This window comes from Acidimicrobiia bacterium (genome assembly GCA_040902765.1).
Taxonomy (GTDB): domain Bacteria; phylum Actinomycetota; class Acidimicrobiia; order Spongiisociales; family UBA11373; genus DATKBG01.
The window spans coordinates 87431-106409 of record JBBDWO010000007.1 but is presented as its reverse complement, the minus strand read 5'-3'; the positions used below and the strand labels follow the sequence as shown (position 1 = coordinate 106409).

The 18979-nt window shown below is 66.0% G+C and carries 12 protein-coding genes; 9 read left to right on the top strand and 3 right to left on the bottom strand.

All coding sequences use genetic code 11. The features are described from left to right. Positions 1-304 precede the first annotated feature (304 nt). Genes WEA29_02795 through WEA29_02785 form a run of 3 tightly spaced genes read left to right on the top strand, consistent with a single transcriptional unit; the run spans position 305 to position 1954 of the window. Positions 305-1261, top strand: coding sequence for a glycosyltransferase (locus WEA29_02795; GenBank protein ID MEX2322686.1), 957 nt, complete (start codon positions 305-307; stop codon positions 1259-1261). A 45-nt stretch (positions 1262-1306) separates the two neighbouring features. Continuing rightward, the gene (locus WEA29_02790; protein MEX2322685.1) at positions 1307-1537 is read left to right on the top strand and encodes a ribbon-helix-helix protein, CopG family; all 231 of its coding nucleotides are present in this window, start codon (positions 1307-1309) and stop codon (positions 1535-1537) included. A 3-nt stretch (positions 1538-1540) separates the two neighbouring features. Then, positions 1541-1954 (top strand): putative toxin-antitoxin system toxin component, PIN family, encoded by a 414-nt coding sequence (locus tag WEA29_02785; protein MEX2322684.1) that lies wholly within the window; start codon positions 1541-1543, stop codon positions 1952-1954. 6 nt (positions 1955-1960) lie between these two features. Here WEA29_02785 and WEA29_02780 read toward each other — a convergent pair whose 3' ends face one another. Both WEA29_02780 and WEA29_02775 read right to left on the bottom strand, forming a co-directional pair. Continuing rightward, positions 1961-4519: a glycosyltransferase gene (locus WEA29_02780; GenBank protein ID MEX2322683.1), complete on the bottom strand. Its 2559-nt coding sequence runs from the start codon at positions 4517-4519 to the stop codon at positions 1961-1963. After that, complete coding sequence (locus WEA29_02775) at positions 4516-5667, bottom strand: glycosyltransferase (protein ID MEX2322682.1); 1152 nt, start codon at positions 5665-5667, stop codon at positions 4516-4518. Before WEA29_02775 ends, WEA29_02780 begins: the two co-directional genes overlap by 4 nt. Positions 5668-5891: 224 nt before the next feature. Between WEA29_02775 and WEA29_02770 the strand changes: the two genes are divergently transcribed. Beyond that, positions 5892-6539, top strand: coding sequence for a VCBS repeat-containing protein (locus tag WEA29_02770; GenBank protein ID MEX2322681.1), 648 nt, complete (start codon positions 5892-5894; stop codon positions 6537-6539). A 127-nt stretch (positions 6540-6666) separates the two neighbouring features. Here WEA29_02770 and WEA29_02765 read toward each other — a convergent pair whose 3' ends face one another. Beyond that, positions 6667-8085 (bottom strand): DUF6020 family protein, encoded by a 1419-nt coding sequence (locus WEA29_02765; protein ID MEX2322680.1) that lies wholly within the window; start codon positions 8083-8085, stop codon positions 6667-6669. A 113-nt stretch (positions 8086-8198) separates the two neighbouring features. On the opposite strand from WEA29_02765, the gene WEA29_02760 reads away from it, so the two are divergent. From WEA29_02760 to WEA29_02740, 5 genes are all read left to right on the top strand, one after another. Further along, complete coding sequence (locus tag WEA29_02760; GenBank protein ID MEX2322679.1) at positions 8199-10106, top strand: hypothetical protein; 1908 nt, start codon at positions 8199-8201, stop codon at positions 10104-10106. A 79-nt stretch (positions 10107-10185) separates the two neighbouring features. Then, complete coding sequence (locus tag WEA29_02755; GenBank protein ID MEX2322678.1) at positions 10186-12543, top strand: S8 family serine peptidase; 2358 nt, start codon at positions 10186-10188, stop codon at positions 12541-12543. 106 nt (positions 12544-12649) lie between these two features. After that, the gene (locus tag WEA29_02750) at positions 12650-14839 is read left to right on the top strand and encodes an SBBP repeat-containing protein (GenBank protein ID MEX2322677.1); all 2190 of its coding nucleotides are present in this window, start codon (positions 12650-12652) and stop codon (positions 14837-14839) included. A 158-nt stretch (positions 14840-14997) separates the two neighbouring features. Beyond that, positions 14998-16509 (top strand): hypothetical protein, encoded by a 1512-nt coding sequence (locus tag WEA29_02745; GenBank protein MEX2322676.1) that lies wholly within the window; start codon positions 14998-15000, stop codon positions 16507-16509. Positions 16510-16674: 165 nt separating this feature from the next. Next, complete coding sequence (locus tag WEA29_02740; protein ID MEX2322675.1) at positions 16675-18960, top strand: M15 family metallopeptidase; 2286 nt, start codon at positions 16675-16677, stop codon at positions 18958-18960. The last annotated feature ends 19 nt before the right edge of the window (positions 18961-18979 follow it).

Genomic DNA, 18979 nt, shown 5'->3' with positions numbered 1-18979 from the left:
CACACTTTCCTCCCCCGCAGGGGGAGGTGGCGGCGGCCGCAGGCCGGTGACGGAGGGGGAGGGGTGACGCGTCGCGAGGCCTACGTAGGGTTCGCCCTCCCCCCTCCCCGCCGCTCGCTTCGCTCCCGGCGGTACTCCCCCCTTCGGGGGGAGGGACCGCAAGAGAGGGGCAATGACCGGGAGTCCCCCTCTTGGTTCCCTCCCCCGCAGGGGGAGGTGGCAGCGGACATAGTCCGCTGACGGAGGGGGAGAAAGAGACAGGGTCTCGACCGCTCACGACCACAATGCCCCCACCGGAGGACACATGCTGCAGATCTCAGTCATCACAACGCTGTTCAACGAGGCCGACGACGTGGAGGCCGTGATCCGCTCGGTCCTCGAACAGACCCATCCACCCCACGAGGTCGTGGTGACCGACGCCGGTTCCACCGACGGCACCGTCGAGATCCTGGAGCGCCTCGCCGGCGAACATTCGTCGGTGCGGGTGATCCACCAGCCGGGGGACCGCACGGTGGGGCGCAACACGGCGATCGCCGCCACCACCACCGGCCGGGTCGCCTGCATCGATGGGGGATGCTTCGCCGAACCCGACTGGCTGGAACACATCGCCGCCGCCTTCGATGGCGGTGCCGAGTGGGTGGCCGGCTTCTATCGGCCCGAGGGCCGAACATTGCTGTCCACCTGCATCGGCCTGGTGATGGTGTACACCATTGACGAGGTCGATCCCGACGACTTCACGCCGTCGGCGCGGTCCCTGGCCTTCACCAAGGCGGCCTGGCAGCGAGTCGGAGGATTTCCCACCACCTATCTCGTCGCCGAAGACAGCGCCTATGCCGAAGAGTTGCGCGCCGCTGGCTACCGGGCACGGTTCGTCCCAGAGGCTGTGGTGCGCTGGCGGCCTCCGTCGGGGCTGGCTTCGCTGTGGGTGACCGTGTATCGCTGGGGTCGGGGCGACGGGCTGTCGGGGATGCGCAACTACGAGTTGAAGCACCTGGCCAAGGTGTACGGGTTGACCGGGTTGGCCGTCGGTCTTGCCGCGGTGTTTCAACCGTGGCTGATTCCGGTGGCTCTGGTGCCGCTGTTCACGAAGATGCTGATGAGCACCTGGCCCAAGTATCGCCACGCCCACGGCTTCATGAAGTACCTCTACCTACCGGTCGCCTACTTCGTCGCATCCGCAGCCGAGGCCGTCGGATTCGTCGTCGGAGCGGCCACGGCCAAGCGGAACCCGGACCCGCAGCGGTGGAGACAATCCGGCTGATCAGATCCTGACATCACGGCATCATGATGTTATGATGCGGGCATCATGAAGAAGACACGGACAACGCTGACCATCGACGAAGACGTTCTGCGAGCGGTCAAAGTGAAGGCAGCGCGTACCGGGAGGGGCGACAGCGAGGTCATCGAGGAGTCACTGCGGCGTGACCTCGGTATCGACCTCGTCGCTCGCCTCTGGGCACGCAACGACCTCCCCGAGGATGAGGCGATGGCGCTCGCCGTCGAGGCACAACACGCCACTCGCAACCCACGCTCCTGAAACGTGCGGGTCGTCCTCGACACGAACGTCTTGGTTTCGGCCCTCCTGACGCCACACGGTTCGCCGGGACAGATCCTCCAACGGTGGTTCGACGGTGCTTTCGAGATGATCGTCTCACCACTGCTCCTCGAGGAGCTCGAACGAACCCTCGCCTACCCGAAGATCAGTCACCGCATCTCGGCGAGCGAGGCGACCGAGTTCATCGACCTGCTCCGACGCCAGGCAGGGCTCACCGACGACCCCGGGCGGCCCCCCACGACACCGTCGCCCGATCCGGGCGATGACTACCTGATCGTGTTGGCCGAAGTCACCCAGGCGTTGATCGTTACGGGCGATGGGCACCTGTTTGGCACCACCGACACCCTCCCGGTGGTCTCACCTCAGGAGTTTCTGCAGTCCCTCGACTCCGAGAGCTGACGTGGATCACCCCTCAGGCGTCAGTGCGTCTTCTTCCGGACGGTGCCTGAGCAGCCGAGCACCTTCGGGAACGAGCGCCCTGTCGACCATCCACTCCGGGTCGGGGTAGGCACCCGGCTGCAGATCGCCACCTGGCGCGGCACCGGTACCCCGCACACCGCCTCGCGGATCGGCTCCGGGATCGACGAGACACCAGCGACGCCACACCGCGGCACCGGTCGCGCTGTGGGTCGCCCACGCTGCATCGGGTTCGGCTTCGAGACGCCGTACGAGGTCCATGGCGACACTCAACGGCCAGGTGGCACCACGCCTATCAGCGACGTACTTGCCAAACGATGCGGCGACGCCCCGATCGGGCGGGCCGGGCACCACCTCCACCTCGTCATGGGACTCGTCGACGGCGGCGTCGCTGATGAGCGTGAGCGCCGGGTACCAGCGCTGCTTGAGGGAGCGCAGCGCCTCAGCGGTGTACAGGTCGGGATGCCGCTCGACGATCTGTGCTCTCCCCCGTTCGAACTGTGACTCGGTGGCCACCGACATGGTCTCGCCGTGTTTGCGGTAACGAAACAGAGGTTCCATCACCCGTACCTGCTCCCATCCGGCGGCGGCGAGACGCACCCACAGCTCCCAGTCCTCGTTGCCGTCACGCATGGTCTCGTCGTAGCCGCCAACCGCCTTCCACGCCTCGCGTCTCATGAGCACGCAACCGACCACCGAGTTGGAGCATCGCTCCCAATACGGGTTGGGTGGCCGCGTGGCCCAGAGGGCATGCACGTCGCCGAACAGCTCCGCCCAGCAGTGGGCGAAGGCGGCTCGCGGGTTCGCCTCGAGACGACCCAGCAGATCGGCCATGAACCGCGGGGTGATCTCGTCGTCGGCATCGAGCGGGATCAGGTACTCCCCCCGAGCAGCCTCCATCCCGACATTACGCGCCGACGACAGACCCCGGTTGTCCTGTCGGATCGAACGCACCCGCGGCCACCTGGCGAGGTCGTCCAGGATGGCGATGGTGTCGGGGTCGGTCGACCCGTCGTCGACGAGGATGACCTCCCACGACCGGTGCTCCTGTTCGAAGACACTGACCACGGCATCAGTGACCCACTGGCCCTGGTCGAAACAGGGGATGACGACCGAGATGGTCGGGCCGGACTCGTCGGGAAACTCCCCCTGCTCGATCCGACGGCGCATGTCCCTAAGGCGACGCTCGGCACGCCGACGCGCCTCCTCCTCCGGCCAGGAGGCACCGGCCCGGAACCTGTCCTTGAGCCGGGCGGGTACCAGTCGGACGAGCACCCGCGCCACCGGCGCCGGGAGCGCACGCAGCACTGATCGCGCCGGCCGTGACCACCAGGTGGACGCAGGTCGCAGCAAGCCGTCCAGACGCTGTGCGGCCGCCGTGGCCAGGCCAGCCTGGCTACGCGCATGGCGAGCCTCAGGGAGGGGACCCAGGTAGGCGGCGGTTGGGTCACCGACGGCGGGGGCTGGCTCCGCAGCCAAGCGCTCGACGATGCCGCGGTCGGAGGCGATCTCGACCAGGGTGTTGGCAAGGTCAACGGCGGACCCGTCGAAGAAGGCGAACCCGGCGCCCGTTCGGTAGGCGTCGAATGCCGGGAGATCGGGGACGACCACTGGGATGCCTGCCCGACGAGCCTCATGGGCGGCCAGACAGAACGACTCGTAGCGGCTGCTGATCACCACCACCCACGCACCGGCCAATCTGGCGAGCGCCTCGTCGCGTAGGAGTGCACCGACGAATTCGACCTGATCGGCTCGGTCGCGAGGAATTCGATCCCGCAGCACCTCCGTCATCGGGCGGTGCTCGAGCGCCGACCAGCCGTCCGGACCGACGAGGACGAGGCGAGCGTCGGGGTGCCGGTCGAGTACCGCACCAAAGGCATCTACCAGCAGGTCGGTTCCCTTCGTCTCGGAGAGACGCCCGAGAGCAGCAAAGGTCGGCGACGCCGACGGAGTCCAACCCACCTGGAGAACATCGACGACGGCGGGAGGGGCCACCACGATGCGCTCGGGGTCGAGGCCATACCGGTCGATCGCCCACGCCCCTACGGCAGACGACGGCACCAGCACCGCATCGGCCATTGGAAGCGCCAGGCGCTCCATCGCGCCGATCCCATCCATGGGGGGTGGCGCCGCCCCGATAGCGTCGGTGATCGCCTCGATCGGGCCGTGGAGCCTGATGGCGATTCGAGTCCGATCGAGCCCCAGCGCGTGGCGGTGGATGAGTGTCCACAGCGCCGGGGCCTCGAAGTCGGTGAACTCGACGAGATCCACTGGCCCGGTCTCAGCGACGAGTTGGCCGAGCCGATCCGAGATCGCCTGCGACCTTCCGACGAACCACCCGAGCGATCCGTCGGGTTCCGAAACGGTGACGGGCACCGTCTCGTACCCGTCGCCGGTCGCCGCTTCAGCATCAGGTGAAGCAACCACCATGGTGACTTCACATCCGGTGCCGGTGAGCCGGCGTGCCACTTCGCCGACGAGCGTCCCGGCGCCGCCTCCATGCAAGCCCTCGTGGTCCTGGGTTACGAAGATGACTCGTCGGCTCACTCAGGCACCGTCCGTAGGGCGGCCTCATCGAGGTGGGCGACGAGCGGGGCCACCCGGCGCGACCAGTCGGCATCTGCAGCGGCTGCTCGCCGCTCCGGCGCCTCCTCGTCCGCCGTGTCGAGCGCCTCCCGGATCGCCGACGATATCGCCGTCGCGGTGTCGGCGACTCGGACGGTGGGGACCGCGGCCGCTGGCAGCGGGGTGGACACCGCAGGTGTGTCGGCGGCGAGGTATTCGAAGAGTTTGAGTGGGCTGACGGCCTCGGTCAGGTGGTTCACCACGAACCACACCACGCCGACGTCGAACGCCTGCACATACCCGATGACGTCGTCGCTGGTGCGCTCACCGAGGAAGTGGACGTTGTCGGCTTGCCCCACCCGGGCCGCCTCGGCGGCGACCTCGGCGAGTACGGGGCCCACCAGGACGAACTCCCATCCCGGGTTGGCGGCTGCGACGGATTCCAGCAGGGCAAAGTCGAACCAGCGGGCGATCGCACCGTGGTAGCCGATCACCGGTTGGCCGGAGGGGAGGTCGGACGGGCGGGGCCGCGGGGTCGAGAAGCGCTCGACGTCGACGCCGTTCTCTACGAGCAGCAGGTCGGGCCGCTCGCCGCGATGACGCTCGACGAGGGCAGCCGAGGAGGCGATGACGGCGGCGGCCTCCTCGATGAGTGGACGATGGTGGGTGCGGACCCGATGTCGCCCGGGCAGCCCTACCTCGCCTTCGTCGTAGATGCTGAGATCGTCGAGGATGTCGTAGATCACCACCGGGGCGGTGAAGCGGCCCATGAGGTCGCGCAGCGGAGCGAAGTGCACATAGAGAATCGGGTGGGCACCCGGCACATGGCGTAGCGAGGGAACCACCGTCACCCCGTCGACCACCTGGGACCGCCGCACCGACCGATCGACAAAGTACGCCGGATGCCCGGCACGCGCCAAAGCATCGACGAGATACTGGGGGCGCTGGCGCATCGACCCCCATCGCTCCCAGGTGGGCAGGTACACCACAGGCCGTAGTGAACCGGGCGCCGACGGCGGACCCTTGGGAGTCGCCGTGAGGCGCCGCACGAGGGTGGCGGCGCCGGGGACCCGACGGATCAGCCGACGGATCGGGCGCGGGACGACGCGGAGGAAGAAGCTCAGGCTCACCGGAAGGAACGCTACCCCGGTCCGTGGGATCACCCGGTTCACTCCGCATGGTTACGGCCCGACATCCCTCGTTCGCGACACCGGCAACCGTTCCTGTCAGCGACTAGGAGGCCTCACGAGCAGACGAACAACACGTTTCGCGTTCGTAGACACCACTCCAAGTATCCAGAGCCGCCGATGAGTAGTCACTGGATACTTACAGTGTTACTTCCACAACCCGGCGAGTGGCAGCCGCCTTCCTCGCCATGACGGTCACGGCCGTCACCCTCATCCAGTCGGTACCGGCACGAGCGTCCACCACCGATGCGGTGATCGACGCCCAGATGCTGGTCTACGAGATCAACCTTGCTCGCCAGAACCCGGACGCGGGCAACGCCGACGTGACCTTCTACTTCGGCAACCCGTCCGACGTCCCCCTGGTTGGCGACTTCAACGGCTCCGGCCGCGACAGCCTGGCCATCTACCGGCCCGCCGAGACACGCGTCTACATCGTCAACAAGCTGGGCGAGAACGGTAAGGGCCTTGGCGCCGCCGACTACTCGTTCCTGGTCGGTGACCCTGGTGACAAGCCGTTCGTTGGAGACTTCAACGGCAACGGCACCGACACCATCGGCATCTACCGGCCGTCGAGCGGCTGGGTGTACCTGCGCAACTCCAACTCATCCGGCCCGGCGAGCGTCTCGTTCAACATCGGCACCGGATGGGACTTCGTCTTCGCCGGCGACTGGGACGGCGACGGCGCCGACACTCTCGCCGCTTACAAGCGGTCGACGGGGACCATCGTCTTCGCCGCCGAGAACTCGGGTAACACGGTCGGGTTCAGCCTCGCCGTGGGCTGGTTCTCCTGGGCAGTAGTAGCCCCCCAGGCATGACCTGATCATCCCGACTCGAGGGAAGGGTCCGTGTGGTGGAAGACCGGGCCCTTCCCGAGGTTTGGAGTGGACAGCGCTGATCCCCGGTAAGTACCGGGGATCAGTCGCGTCGGAGCGCCGCGACGCGTCAACCCTCCCCCTCCGTCAGCGGACTACGTCCGCTGCCACCTCCCCCCTTCGAGTCTGGGGGCTCCCCCCGCACCAGCCAGACGAGCGGCACCGACAACAGGCACATCAGGTAGATGCCGAAGCCGAAGCGGAACTCCTGCGACGGGCCGGTCAGCACGACGTTGACGATCTGAGCACCGATGAGCGCCACGACGGGAATGAATGGCTTCAGCCGACGCCGCCACGCCAGCAGGCCAAAGGTGGTGGCGGCGGCCCACACGGCGAGTGCCGGACGCCAGGTGAGCCACAGACGCTCGGCGGGAGCGACCCAGTCGAACACGCGAAGGGTCGCCGAGTAGACGCGGTAGGAGATCGGGTCTCGAGCGATCCCCAGCGTGTTCGGTGGGATGTCGAACGGCGGCCGGTGGAAGTAGGCGTCGGCTGGCTGCGGGGGGACGAACAGGTACGAGGCGGTGCACCACCGGTGACCGATCACCGTGAACGGGTCGCGCAGGTAGGTGGAGACCACCAGGGAGCGGAACCGGGCGGCGTCGGCGGCGATCCGGTCGCGACGGAACCGTGGGTCAAAGACGAGTGGGGTGGAGTCGTGGCAGTCGTACTGCTCCTGCCACACCGACAAGGGGGCGATCGTCTCGAGGTAGGCGAGCTCGTCGCCGCTGAACTTCTCCGGATGATGGATGAGCGAGGCCGCCACGTCGGGCACGAATACGCCTGCCGGTTGGATCGATTCCGTATCGACCCCGACGAGGGGGTACAGCACCAGGTTCACCGCCGTGACGACACCGAGGAGCGTTCCGATCATCGTCAGCACTGCCGTGCGATGGCGGCGCGCCATGAACACTGCCGTTGCCCCGAAGACGACGACGGTGATGAACCCGTTGTGCCGGAACAGCCACACGAGGGCGAGTCCCGCGCCGATCTTTGCTGCCACCGCCGTGCGGCCCCAGCGGTCGCGGTCGACGGCGATGGCCAGCAGCTCGGCGAACACCCAAAGCAACGCCAGGGTGTAGGCGACGTCCTTCCACACCGCGATCGTGGTGATCCCGACCGCGGGCAGGGCCGCCACCGCCACGGCAGATCCTCCAGCGAGCCACGCCGGTACGCCGAGGCGGGCGAGGCGCATCGCCACCAGCGCGAGGAGGCCGGCCATGGCGAGCACCTGGGCCAGGGTCACCATCCCAGGGTGATCCCACAACCGCATCACCAACCACATGGTCAGCGTGTGGAACGCCGGGTGCTGGTTCGAGTAGTCGCCCCGCGCGATCTGACCCAGCTGGTCGATCGAGTCGCCGGACAGGAACCCGGGGAACCACCCGATCCACCAGACCAGGAGAGGGAGGAGGGTGGCGGTGCCGATGAGGAACGCTCGCCGTCCCGGCTTGTCGACCCGACTCCTCATCGCGGGGACGGAGCGCATATCCACGGACTCAGCCTACGCTGGGCATCGGTGCGCACCGTGACGGATCGCCTTGAGAAACAGCCGTACGGTGCCGATGTCATGGAGAAACCCCCTCACCCGGAGAAGTCCCATTGAGCCGCCTCCCCACCAGAATTCCGCGCCGCCTCATACCGGCATTCCTCGCCACCACCATCCTCTTCGGCACGGCCGCGCCGGGACTCGCCAACGAGATCCAGACGGAGGGTGTCGTCCGCGGCGGCGTCTACTCGGACAAGGCGGCCGGAGCGAGTCCCAACTCGACCGACGAAATCAACGCCCTGAACAACGCCGCGGGTCGCAAGGTCACCTTCGGCGGTACCTTCCACGACGTGTGCGAGACGAGCGGGGAGGGGTCGAGCAGTTGGGACGGCTGGAACTGCGACGCCACCAAGACCCACACGGCGGGGCAGTGGTCAGTGACCCGCGCGCTGCTCGACGAGATCTGGCTCGCTCAGGCGACTCCTTTCGCCAACCTGACCATCCCTGATAGTTCCGCATCGATCGCGCAGGGGCAGTGGGACACCCACATCACCCGATGGGCCGACCACGTAAAGGGATATCTCGACCTCGGTGGTGGCCGGACCGTCATCATCGCCCCCCTCCAAGAGGCGAACTGGGTCAATAGCGGGCATCCGCTCTATGGCTGCCCCCTGGACCGGGCCGACTACCGCCTTGCCTTTCAGCGCGTCGTCAACATCTTTCGGGGCGCCGGAATGGATGAGACAAAGGTGCGATTCGCGTTTGCGCCCAACGCGGGGACGCAGCTCGACTGTGGGACCCTGGCCGAGTATTACCCCGGCCACGAGTACGCCGACGTACTCGGGTTCTCGAACTACAACTTCGGAGTCCAGTCCGGCACCGTCGGCCTGGATGGCTGGAACGGCTGTGTCGGGTCCGCCTGGGACGGACCTCAAACCCTGTTCGATGGGATCATCAACCAGCTCAAGTCCCTCGCCCCCTTCAAGCCAATCCTCATAGCCCAAACGGGGGCACCGCCGAACAACTGTGGGGCACCGAGCGGCCAAACACAGAGCACCTGGCTAAGCAGCCTCTTCGACTACGCAGCGGCAGCCCCAGGTGTCGCTGGACTCATTTACTTCAACATCAATACCAACACAGAAGCTCACGGCTACCAGGGCAATTACAAGATGTTTGCCTACCCGTCCACCCTCGCAGAGGGGTGGAAGGACGGCATGACCAAGTCGCAGACGCTCTACGAGTGGCCGCTCACCGACTGGTTCCAGCCAGGGACCCTGTACACCGACACGGCGCCGACCAACCCATGCCCCGACGGCAAGGACTGCAACACGTTCGCCTTCGTTCGCAGCAGCGGAGAGTGGGTCCGCTACAACGGACTCGGCTGGGACGACGGGACCTCGTCGTTCTACTACGGCAACCCAGGTGACTACCCGATCATGGGCGACTGGAACTGTGACGGCACCGAGACGCCCGGCCAGTACCGCCAATCAGACGGGTATGTGTACCTGCGCAACACCAATACTCAAGGCATCGCCGACATCCGGTTCTTCTTCGGCAACCCCGGAGACATCCCCATCGCCGGTGACTTCAACAACGACGGCTGTGACACCGTGTCGATCTACCGGCCCTCCAACCAGACCTTCTACATCATCAACGCTCTGGGAGCCAACGATGGTGGGTTGGGTGCCGCCGACTTCTCGTACGTGTTCGGCAACCCGGGTGACAAGCCGTTCGTCGGCGACTTCAACGGCAACGGCGTCGACACCGTGGGCCTGCATCGCGAGTCCACCGGGTTCGTGTACTACCGCAACACCCACACTCAGGGCGTCGCCGACAATCAGTTCTTCTTCGGCAACCCCGGCGACAAGATCTTCGCCGGCGACTGGAACGGCGACGGCATCGACACCGTCGGCATCTACCGCCCCGGCAACGGCACCGTGTACCTGAGGTTCACCAACACCCAGGGCAACGCTGACTATGCGATGTGGGTCGGCACCTTCATCGGCGCCGCAACCGGCTGAGAACCTCCCCGGATAGCGGGCGGAGGACCGGTAGCGTCCTCACCCGCGGCTCCACGACCCGCCACGGCGGAGGCACCCCATGACACGGCGGCTTATGAGAACCACGGGCGTTACGCTCGCTGCGCTCACCCTCACCCTGCTGAGTGTCGCGGGCGACTGGGCAACAGCCGGCGACGGAGCTCAGGAACTGCCGCCGGGTCCTGTCGTCGGCCGGGACGAACTGGTGCGCCATCCGCGCCTCGATCAGCGACTCTCAGAACTCGCCAACGCCGCCACCCGCGGGCCAGTACCGGACCGGCAGGCGGCCGCGGCTACCGAAGTGGGCGTCGTCATCCAAGCAACGAGCGGCGCCGGCCCGGCGATCGAGGTCCTCCTCGACAGCCTTGGCGCCGGTCACACCAGCCGCAGCGGGGACCTGATCATCGCCACGGTGCCTGCCGCCGCACTGACCGCTCTCGCCTCCAATCCGGCCATCGCCGGAATCGCGTCGCAGCCCGCCCCAATCGCCGATGCCATCGACGGACAGGGGGTCTCGACGATCGACGCCGACCAGTGGCATGCCGCCGGTGTGACCGGTGCCGGGGTGCGGGTCGCCGTGATCGACCTCGGATTCCAGGGCTACTCCACTCTTCTCGGAAGCGAGTTGCCGTCATCGGTCCACACGGCCAGTTTCGGTTGCGGTGCATCGGTCGAGAACCTCGAGGATCACGGGACCGCCGTCGCCGAAATAGTCCACGAGGTCGCTCCCACAGCAGAGCTGTATCTGTTGTGTATCGGAGGATCCGATGCACTCTCGAGGCTGGATGAGGCCGTCTCGTACGCCGTGGCCAACGGCGTGGACGTGATCAACCACTCGGTGGGATGGTTCAACTCCGGGCGTGGCGACGGAACGGGCTTCCTCGCTCCCATCGTCACCGACGCCCGCAACGGCGGCATCCTCTGGGTGAACTCGGCGGGCAACCATGCCCAACAGCACTGGATGGGAAACTTCAGCGATCCCGATACCAACAACTGGCACAACTTCTCCGGAACAGACGAGACGATCCAGTTCGATCTGCCCACGGGAGGAAGCGTCAGCGCGCGCCTGCGATGGGACGACTGGACGATCTCTACCAACGACTTCGACCTCTACCTGTTCAGGGCCCCCGACTTCGACAACCCGGTCGCCGGCAGCGAAAACGAGCAGTCCCCCATTGGCTACTTCCCCGTAGAGGACTTCTCCTATACGAACAACACATCGCAAGGCACGTTCCACTTGGCCATACGCCGATTCGATGCTGCGACCACTCCCTCGATGGACCTGTTCCTGTCCTTCAACCACTCCCAACCCGCGATCCAGCACAACGTTCCGGCGCGGAGCATCACCGACCCCGCGACATCGCCAATCGTCATGGGGGTCGGAGCGGTGTGCTGGAGCAACGACACGATCCGGTCGTACTCGTCTCGCGGACCGACCATCGATGGGCGGATCAAGCCCGATCTCGCCGGACCCGACGGTGTGTCCAACGCCACCTACGGGATTACGCAGAACTGCAACGGTGGCTTTCAGGGCACCTCGGCATCCTCACCGCACATCGCCGGAGCGGCGGCGTTGCTGCGCCAGGCGTACCCGACCGCCACCACCGAGGACCTCCACCAGATCATCATCACCCTCACCCGAGATGCTGGTGTCGCGGGTGATGACAACGACTACGGCGCCGGCATCCTCTCCCTCGGTGACCCACCGAACCAGACGGTGGGGTTGTTCGATCCGTCGCAGGGTCAGTGGCATCTGCGCAACAGCACCGGTGCGGTCACCTCGTTCTACTTCGGAAATCCTGGTGACTATCCGATCATGGGCGACTGGAATTGCGACGGCCTCGACACCCCGGGCCTGTACCGCCAGTCCGACGGGTTCGTCTACCTGCGCAACAGCAACACCCAAGGCGTCGCCGACATCACCTTCTTCTTCGGCAACCCCGGCGACGTCCCCATCGCCGGCGACTTCAACAACAACGGCTGCGACACCGTGTCGATCTACCGCCCGTCCAACCAGACCTTCTACATCATCAACGCCCTCGGTCAGGACGGAGGCGGCCTGGGTGCGGCAACGACCTCATACGTGTTCGGCAACCCCGGCGACAAGCCCTTCACCGGCGACTTCAACGGTAACGGCCAGACCACGGTGGGCCTGCACCGAGAAACCACCGGGCTGGTGTACTACCGCAACACCCACACCCAGGGCAACGCCGATAACCAGTTCTTCTTCGGCGACCCCGGGGACCGGTTCGTCACCGGAGACTGGAACGTCAACGGCATCGACTCACCGGGCATCTTCCGACCCTCGAACACCACCTTCTACTTCCGGTTCACCAACACCCAAGGCAACGCCGACGCCCAGTTCGTGTGGGGTAGCTCGGGCTGGCTACCCGTCTCCGGCAACTTCGGACTGGGCTAGGCGCGCGCCCACCTCCGGTCGGGCCTGCCCTAACGCCTGCTGGTACGATCCCGAGCGACGAATTGAAGTCGCGAGGCGACCGGGCTCACAAAGGGGGGTCGGACACATGAAGCGGCGGAGAATCTTCACCATCGGTGCGATCACCACGATCCTCGTCGCCTCGGCGGTCACCCCCGTGAGCGCCACCAACCACGCCGACCCGAACCTCGCCTGGGCCCACAACATCGGCGGAACCGGCTTTGACCTGGGCCTCGGGATCGCGGTGGATGGTTCCGGCAACACCTACCTCACCGGATACTTCCGCGGCACCGGCGTGGACTTCAACCCCGGCGGCGACCCGCACCTCCTCAACAGCAACGGCAGCAACGATGTCTTCGTGGCCAAGTACGACACCGCCGGCATCCTCGTATGGGCCCACAACATCGGCGGAACCGACTCCGACCAGGGCAGTGGGATTGCGGTGGATGGTTCCGGCAACACCTATGTCACCGGATACTTCCGCGGTGTCGGCGTGGACTTCAACCCCGGCGGCACTGCGCACCTCCTCACCAGCAACGGCAGCGGCGATGTCTTCGTGGCCAAGTACGACACCACCGGCAACCTCGTATGGGCACACGGCATCGGCGGAACTAGTTCCGACGAGGGCTATGGGATTGCGGTGGATGGTTCCGGCAACACCTATGTCACCGGATCCTTCCAAGACCCCGGCGTGGACTTCAACCCCGGCGGCATTGCGCACCTTCTCAGCAGCAACGGCACCGACGATGTCTTCGTGGCCAAGTATGACACCACCGGCAACCTCCAATGGGCCCACAACATCGGCGGAACCGGCGTCGACGCGGGCAGTGGGATTGCGGTGGATGGTTTCGGCAACACCTACCTCACCGGATACTTCCAGGGCAGCGGCGTGGACTTCAACCCCGGCGGCACTGCGCACCTCCTCAGCAGCAACGGCAGCTTCGATGTCTTCGTGGCCAAGTACGACCCCACCGGCAACCTCCAATGGGCCCACAACATCGGCGGAACCGGCGTCGACGTGGGCTATGGGATTGCGGTGGATGGTTTCGGCAACACCTACCTCACCGGATACTTCCAAGGCGCCGGCGTGGACTTCAACCCCGGCGGCACTGCACACCTTCTCAGCAGCAACGGCAGCGACGATGTCTTCGTGGCCAAGTACGACCCCACCGGCAACCTCGTCTGGGCCCACAACATCGGCGGAACCGGTGGCGACGCGGGCAATGGGATTGCGGTGGATGGTTTCGGCAACACCTACCTCACCGGATACTTCCAAGGCAGCGGCGTGGACTTCAACCCCGGCGGCACTGCACACCTCCTCAACAGCAACGGCGGCGGCGGCGATGTCTTCGTGGCCAAGTACGACACCACCGGCAACCTCCAATGGGCCCACGGCATCGGCGGAACCGCCTTCGACCAGGGCTATGGGATTGAGGTGGATGGTTCCGGCAACACCTACCTCACCGGATCCTTCCAAGGCGCCAGCGTGGACTTCAACCCCGGCGGAACTGCGCACCTCCTCGACAGCAACGGAGAAGCCGATGTCTTCGTCGTCAAGCTCGAACACCCACCCACCGTGGGTCTGGTGGATCCGACGCAGGGTCAGTGGCACCTGCGCAACAGCACCGGTGCGGTGACGTCGTTCTACTTCGGCAACCCTGGTGACTATCCGATCATGGGCGACTGGAACTGCGACGGGATTGATACCCCGGGCATGTACCGCCAGTCCGACGGCTACGTGTACCTGCGCAACACGAACACCCAAGGCATCGCCGACATCCGGTTCTTCTTCGGCAACCCCGGAGACATACCGATCGTCGGTGACTTCAACAACAACGGCTGCGACACCGTGAGCATCTACCGCCCGTCGAACCAGACCTTCTACATCATCAACGCCCTGGGAGCCAACGACGGAGGCCTCGGTGCTGCCCAGTTCTCCTACGTGTTCGGCAACCCTGGTGACAAGCCGTTTACGGGTGACTTCAACGGCAACGGGCAAGACACCGTGGGTCTGCACCGTGAATCGACCGGGTTCGTCTACTTCCGTAATACCCACACCCAGGGCAACGCGGATGCGCAGTTCTTCTTCGGGGACCCCAACGACCGGTTCATCACCGGAGACTGGAACACCGACGGCATCGACACCCCCGGCATCTTCCGACCCTCTAACACCACCTTCTACTTCCGGTTCACCAACACCCAAGGCAACGCCGACGCCCAGTTCCAATGGGGACAGTCGGGCTGGCTCCCCGTCTCCGGCAACTTCGGATTGGGCTGAACGACACCCGCAGGAGGCCGGCGCGATAGCCTCTGGGGCGGTTCCAGCGATCGCGGGAGTGAGAATGCGTGTCGGAAGCGGGCGAGTGCCCGGTGCGGTGCTGTCCCGCCAGATGCGACGGTCGAGTCCGGTCGCCGGGTCGTGAGGCGCCGGCGGCGATGAGTCCACTGCGAGCCCTGACACACGACACCGCAGCCGTCGCCACCCTGGCGTTCATCATCGCCATCGGTATCACCGCCGTAACCCGATACCGCAGGCAGCCGCATCTCATGCATCTGACCACGGCCGTCGGAGCCGTGATCGCCGCCGCGGTCATCGGCTGGTCTGGATCACTCATCACCCTGTTCGATCCCGATCGATGGGAGCTGTACCCGTATCGGGCGATCGTCGTCGTCTGCGTTTTCGTCGTCGCCGGCCTCATCGGGATCGCCCTCGCCGAGACCGCCAACCGGTGGGCCACCCGGATCGTCGGACGGATGCAGACCCGAAGACACCCAATCATCGCCACCGTCCTGCTCCTGTCGACGCTCGCCATCGCCGTCGGCGGCTTCGTCGTCGCCGCAGAAGCGCTGCGGGCCACGACACCTACGGCCGAGCCTGCGCCCGTAGTGAGCACCCTCGGGGCCATCGAAGCCACCCATCCCATCCCCGGCGGTCCTGTAGCCCTGGCGCTGACCGGCCCCGGGGAAGGCTACGCGAGCCTGTTCACCGGTGAGGTGGTGCACTTCGTCCTGCCCGACGATCCCACCGCAACGATGGCGATGACGACGGTGATCGATGGCCTCGACGGGCCGCGAGGCATCGCCGTCACGGCCGGCTACCTGTTCGTCACCGAGAATACCAACCTGCCGTGTCCCGACCCGGCCGACGCTTACTGCATCGACGGGCTCTCGCAGGTCGAACACGAGCTGCGCACCATCACCGATGCCACCGGCCGCATCCACCGCTATCCGGTCCTCCCCGACGGGTCCGTCGGCGACCGTGAGACGATCGTCGACGACCTCCCCGTCGTGTTCTTCGATCACGGCGTCAACGGCCTCACCGTCGGCCCGGACGGCCGCATCTACGCCGCCATCGGCGGTCTCGCCAATCTCGCCGTCTACCCCAACCTGCGCGAGCAGATCGATCACCCTTCTGAGAACCTCATCGGCACGATCGTGTCGTTCGAGCCGGATGGGTCCGACCTGCGCGTCCACGCCCGGGGTCTCCGCAACGTGTACCACATGGCGTTCACCCCAGAGGGGCGGATGTATGCCGTCGACAACGACGGCGAGGCCCTCAACGCTATCCGCGAGGAGGAGCTGCTGGAGATCAGCGAGGGCGGTGACTACGGATTCCCCGATGACGGCTCGTACGGGCCGTTCACCTCCAGGACCCACTTCCCGCTGTGGCACTTGGAGCTGACCGGCTCGGGAGGCGTCGCCTGGTGGGAGCACCGTCGGGCGGTGGTGATCGGAGCGCTCAGCTGGGTGGTGATGGTCGAGCTGGGAACGCGACCAGGTGCCGCGGGTCCCCTGGTCGGATCCCCGGGTGCGGTGAAGCGGGTGATCCAGGTCTCGGGGTACGCCACCGCGATCGAGGTGCTCGAGGACGGACGCCTGCTCGTCGCCGTCCTCAACCCGTGGGCGCCAGAGGAAAACGGGCTCCTCGTGGTGGCGCTCACTTCCTGACGTCCTGGGACCGGGCCGACAATGCACCACTTATAGGCCAACCTGCTCTACTTTCACTGCTCAGAGGCCAATTAACTGATGAGTGGGGTTAGCAGACCCCCCCCACCCCACTTTCGAAGAAGGCTGGAGCGAGTGCAATCGAGCAGACGGCCAACGATCCTCCTGATGACCGCGGCAGCGGTAGCCGTGACCCTGCTCGTGCCCACACCCGGTGCGACCTCACCGGTGCCATCGTTCAACGAGTCGTACGGGTGCGACGCCCTCGACGGCTACCACGGGCCGCTGGCGGCGCAGCCGGGCGTGATCCCGCTGTCCGAACCGATCTACGGCCCATGGGGCGACTACTTCGGGCGGAGCATGCTCGACATCGCCAGCCGCGTCCAGGTGATGTCCGTCCCCGGCTTCTCGACCACGTTTCACATCCACGAGCGCGTGGTACCCGCCTTCCAGCAGGTGGTCGCCACCCTTGAGGAGCACCGCGCCAACGGTCGGGAGTACAACCAGGAGTCGTACTCGGGCGCGTGGGCTCGCCTCACGATCCCCCCGGGGCGCCGGATGTCGTTCCATTCCATCGCCGCAGCGATCGATCTCAACTCCGTACAGAATCCCTACAGCGCGGCCAACATCCTCATCACCAATATGAACAACGACACGAACTACCCGGAGAATCCGGACTGGTTCGTGGACGCATGGCGGGACAACGGATTCTGTTGGGGCGGCGATTGGGGCAGCATCAAAGATCCGATGCACTTCTCCTGGAAGGGGCCGCTCCACACGCCGGGTTACCCGACCTTCGCGCCGTATCCACCGAAGGTGCCCGCCACCAACTTCACGGTGTCCTATGACCTCCGGGTCGGCCTGACCCAGCCGCCTCCTGCCGGATCCACCCATCACGTGGCCGACCTCGACCGAAACGGTGCCGTCGATGTGGTTCGGGTCCAACCATGGGGTGAGACCGGCAACATGGTCCTGGTCGCGGCGCTCGCCCGCAACGGTCACGGCGTCGGCAACATCCGAGCGACGACCTCGGGCGGGCTCGTTGCTCCCGAGGGCACGCGGCTGCTGACCGACATCACCAACGACGGCCGGCCCGACCTCGTCTACCTCTACCCCACCGCTGACTGGACGCTCGGCCGCCACTACTTCCCGATGATCTTCCCCCTGGAAGGCGGCTACAAGCTCAATCCGGTCACCGACAGCCTGCCCATACCGTACGACGGCTCCCAGACGGTTCTGTTCGACGACCACAACCTCGACGGCACGATGGACGCCTTTGTGATCTCCCCGGGAGACCCGGTTGCATCCCTCACGGTGTGGCTCGGGCCCAACTTCACGACGCCCGTGGGACCGATCGCCCTGACCGTCCCGTTCGAAGGCCACCGTTTCGCCATCGGGGACCGCAACACGGACGGGACCATCGATGGCCGCAGTGACCTGTTCGCCCTGAGCACCGATGGGCAGCTGGTCGTACACCAGGGGACGACCGACCCCAACACCACGTACACCAGCACCGCCACCATCCAGACGCCGGCGACCATGGGGGCGAGCGACGCCTTCTTCGTCGCCGACCTCGACGGCGACGGCCACGACGACCTGTTCGTGGTCAAGCCGAGCGGAGCCACCACGATGTACCGGGGCGGGGCGTCCACCCACTACCCCGGCATCTGGTACGAGTGGACCGCAGCCCACACCGCCAATTGGTCGTGCCCCACCTCCTACATCGTGGGAGCGCTGACCGACACACCACAGGTCGCCCTGGTCAACCCGCAATCAGGCCTGTGGTGTCTGCGCGGCAAGTACGGGCAGCTCCAGTCGTTCTACTTCGGCAACCCCGGCGACTACCCGATGATGGGCGATTGGGACTGCGACGGCGTGGACACGCCCGGCCTGTACCGGCAGTCCGACGGGTACGTGTATCTGCGTAACACCAACACCCAGGGCAACGCCGACATCAAGTTCTTCTTCGGCAATCCCGGTGACATCCCCCTCGCCGGCGATTTCAGCGGCAACGGGTGCGACACCGTCTCCATCTACCGACCCTCGAACCAGACGTTCTACATCATCAACGAACTGGGGCAGAACGACGGTGGCCTGGGTGCCGCCGAGTTCTCCTACGTGTTCGGTAACCCCGGTGACAAGCCCTTCACAGGTGACTTCAACGGAAATGGACAAGACACCGTCGGACTGCACCGTGAGTCCACCGGGTTCGTCTACTTCCGCAACACTCACACCCAGGGCAACGCCGACAACCAGTTCTTCTTCGGCAATCCGGGAGACCGCTTCGTCGCTGGAGATTGGAACGGTGACGGCAAGGACACCCCGGGCGTATACCGGCCGTCGGCGCGCACGCTCTACCTTCGGTACACCAACAGCCAGGGCAACGCCAACGAGGCGATCCGGTGGGGCGACTCGTCGTGGCTGCCGGTGTCAGGACGCTTCCGACTGCCCTGAATCCCGAGCTCAGTCGGAC

What these genes read in the sequence shown, in the direction of transcription:
- WEA29_02790 (MEX2322685.1), top strand. Translation starts at nt 1,307, where the DNA reads ATGAAGAAGACACGGACAACGCTGACCATCGACGAAGACGTTCTGCGA.
- WEA29_02745 (MEX2322676.1), top strand. Translation starts at nt 14,998, where the DNA reads ATGAGTCCACTGCGAGCCCTGACACACGACACCGCAGCCGTCGCCACC.
- WEA29_02795 (MEX2322686.1), top strand. Translation starts at nt 305, where the DNA reads ATGCTGCAGATCTCAGTCATCACAACGCTGTTCAACGAGGCCGACGAC.
- WEA29_02765 (MEX2322680.1), bottom strand. Translation starts at nt 8,085, where the DNA reads ATGCGCTCCGTCCCCGCGATGAGGAGTCGGGTCGACAAGCCGGGACGG.
- WEA29_02740 (MEX2322675.1), top strand. Translation starts at nt 16,675, where the DNA reads ATGACCGCGGCAGCGGTAGCCGTGACCCTGCTCGTGCCCACACCCGGT.
- WEA29_02755 (MEX2322678.1), top strand. Translation starts at nt 10,186, where the DNA reads ATGACACGGCGGCTTATGAGAACCACGGGCGTTACGCTCGCTGCGCTC.
- WEA29_02750 (MEX2322677.1), top strand. Translation starts at nt 12,650, where the DNA reads ATGAAGCGGCGGAGAATCTTCACCATCGGTGCGATCACCACGATCCTC.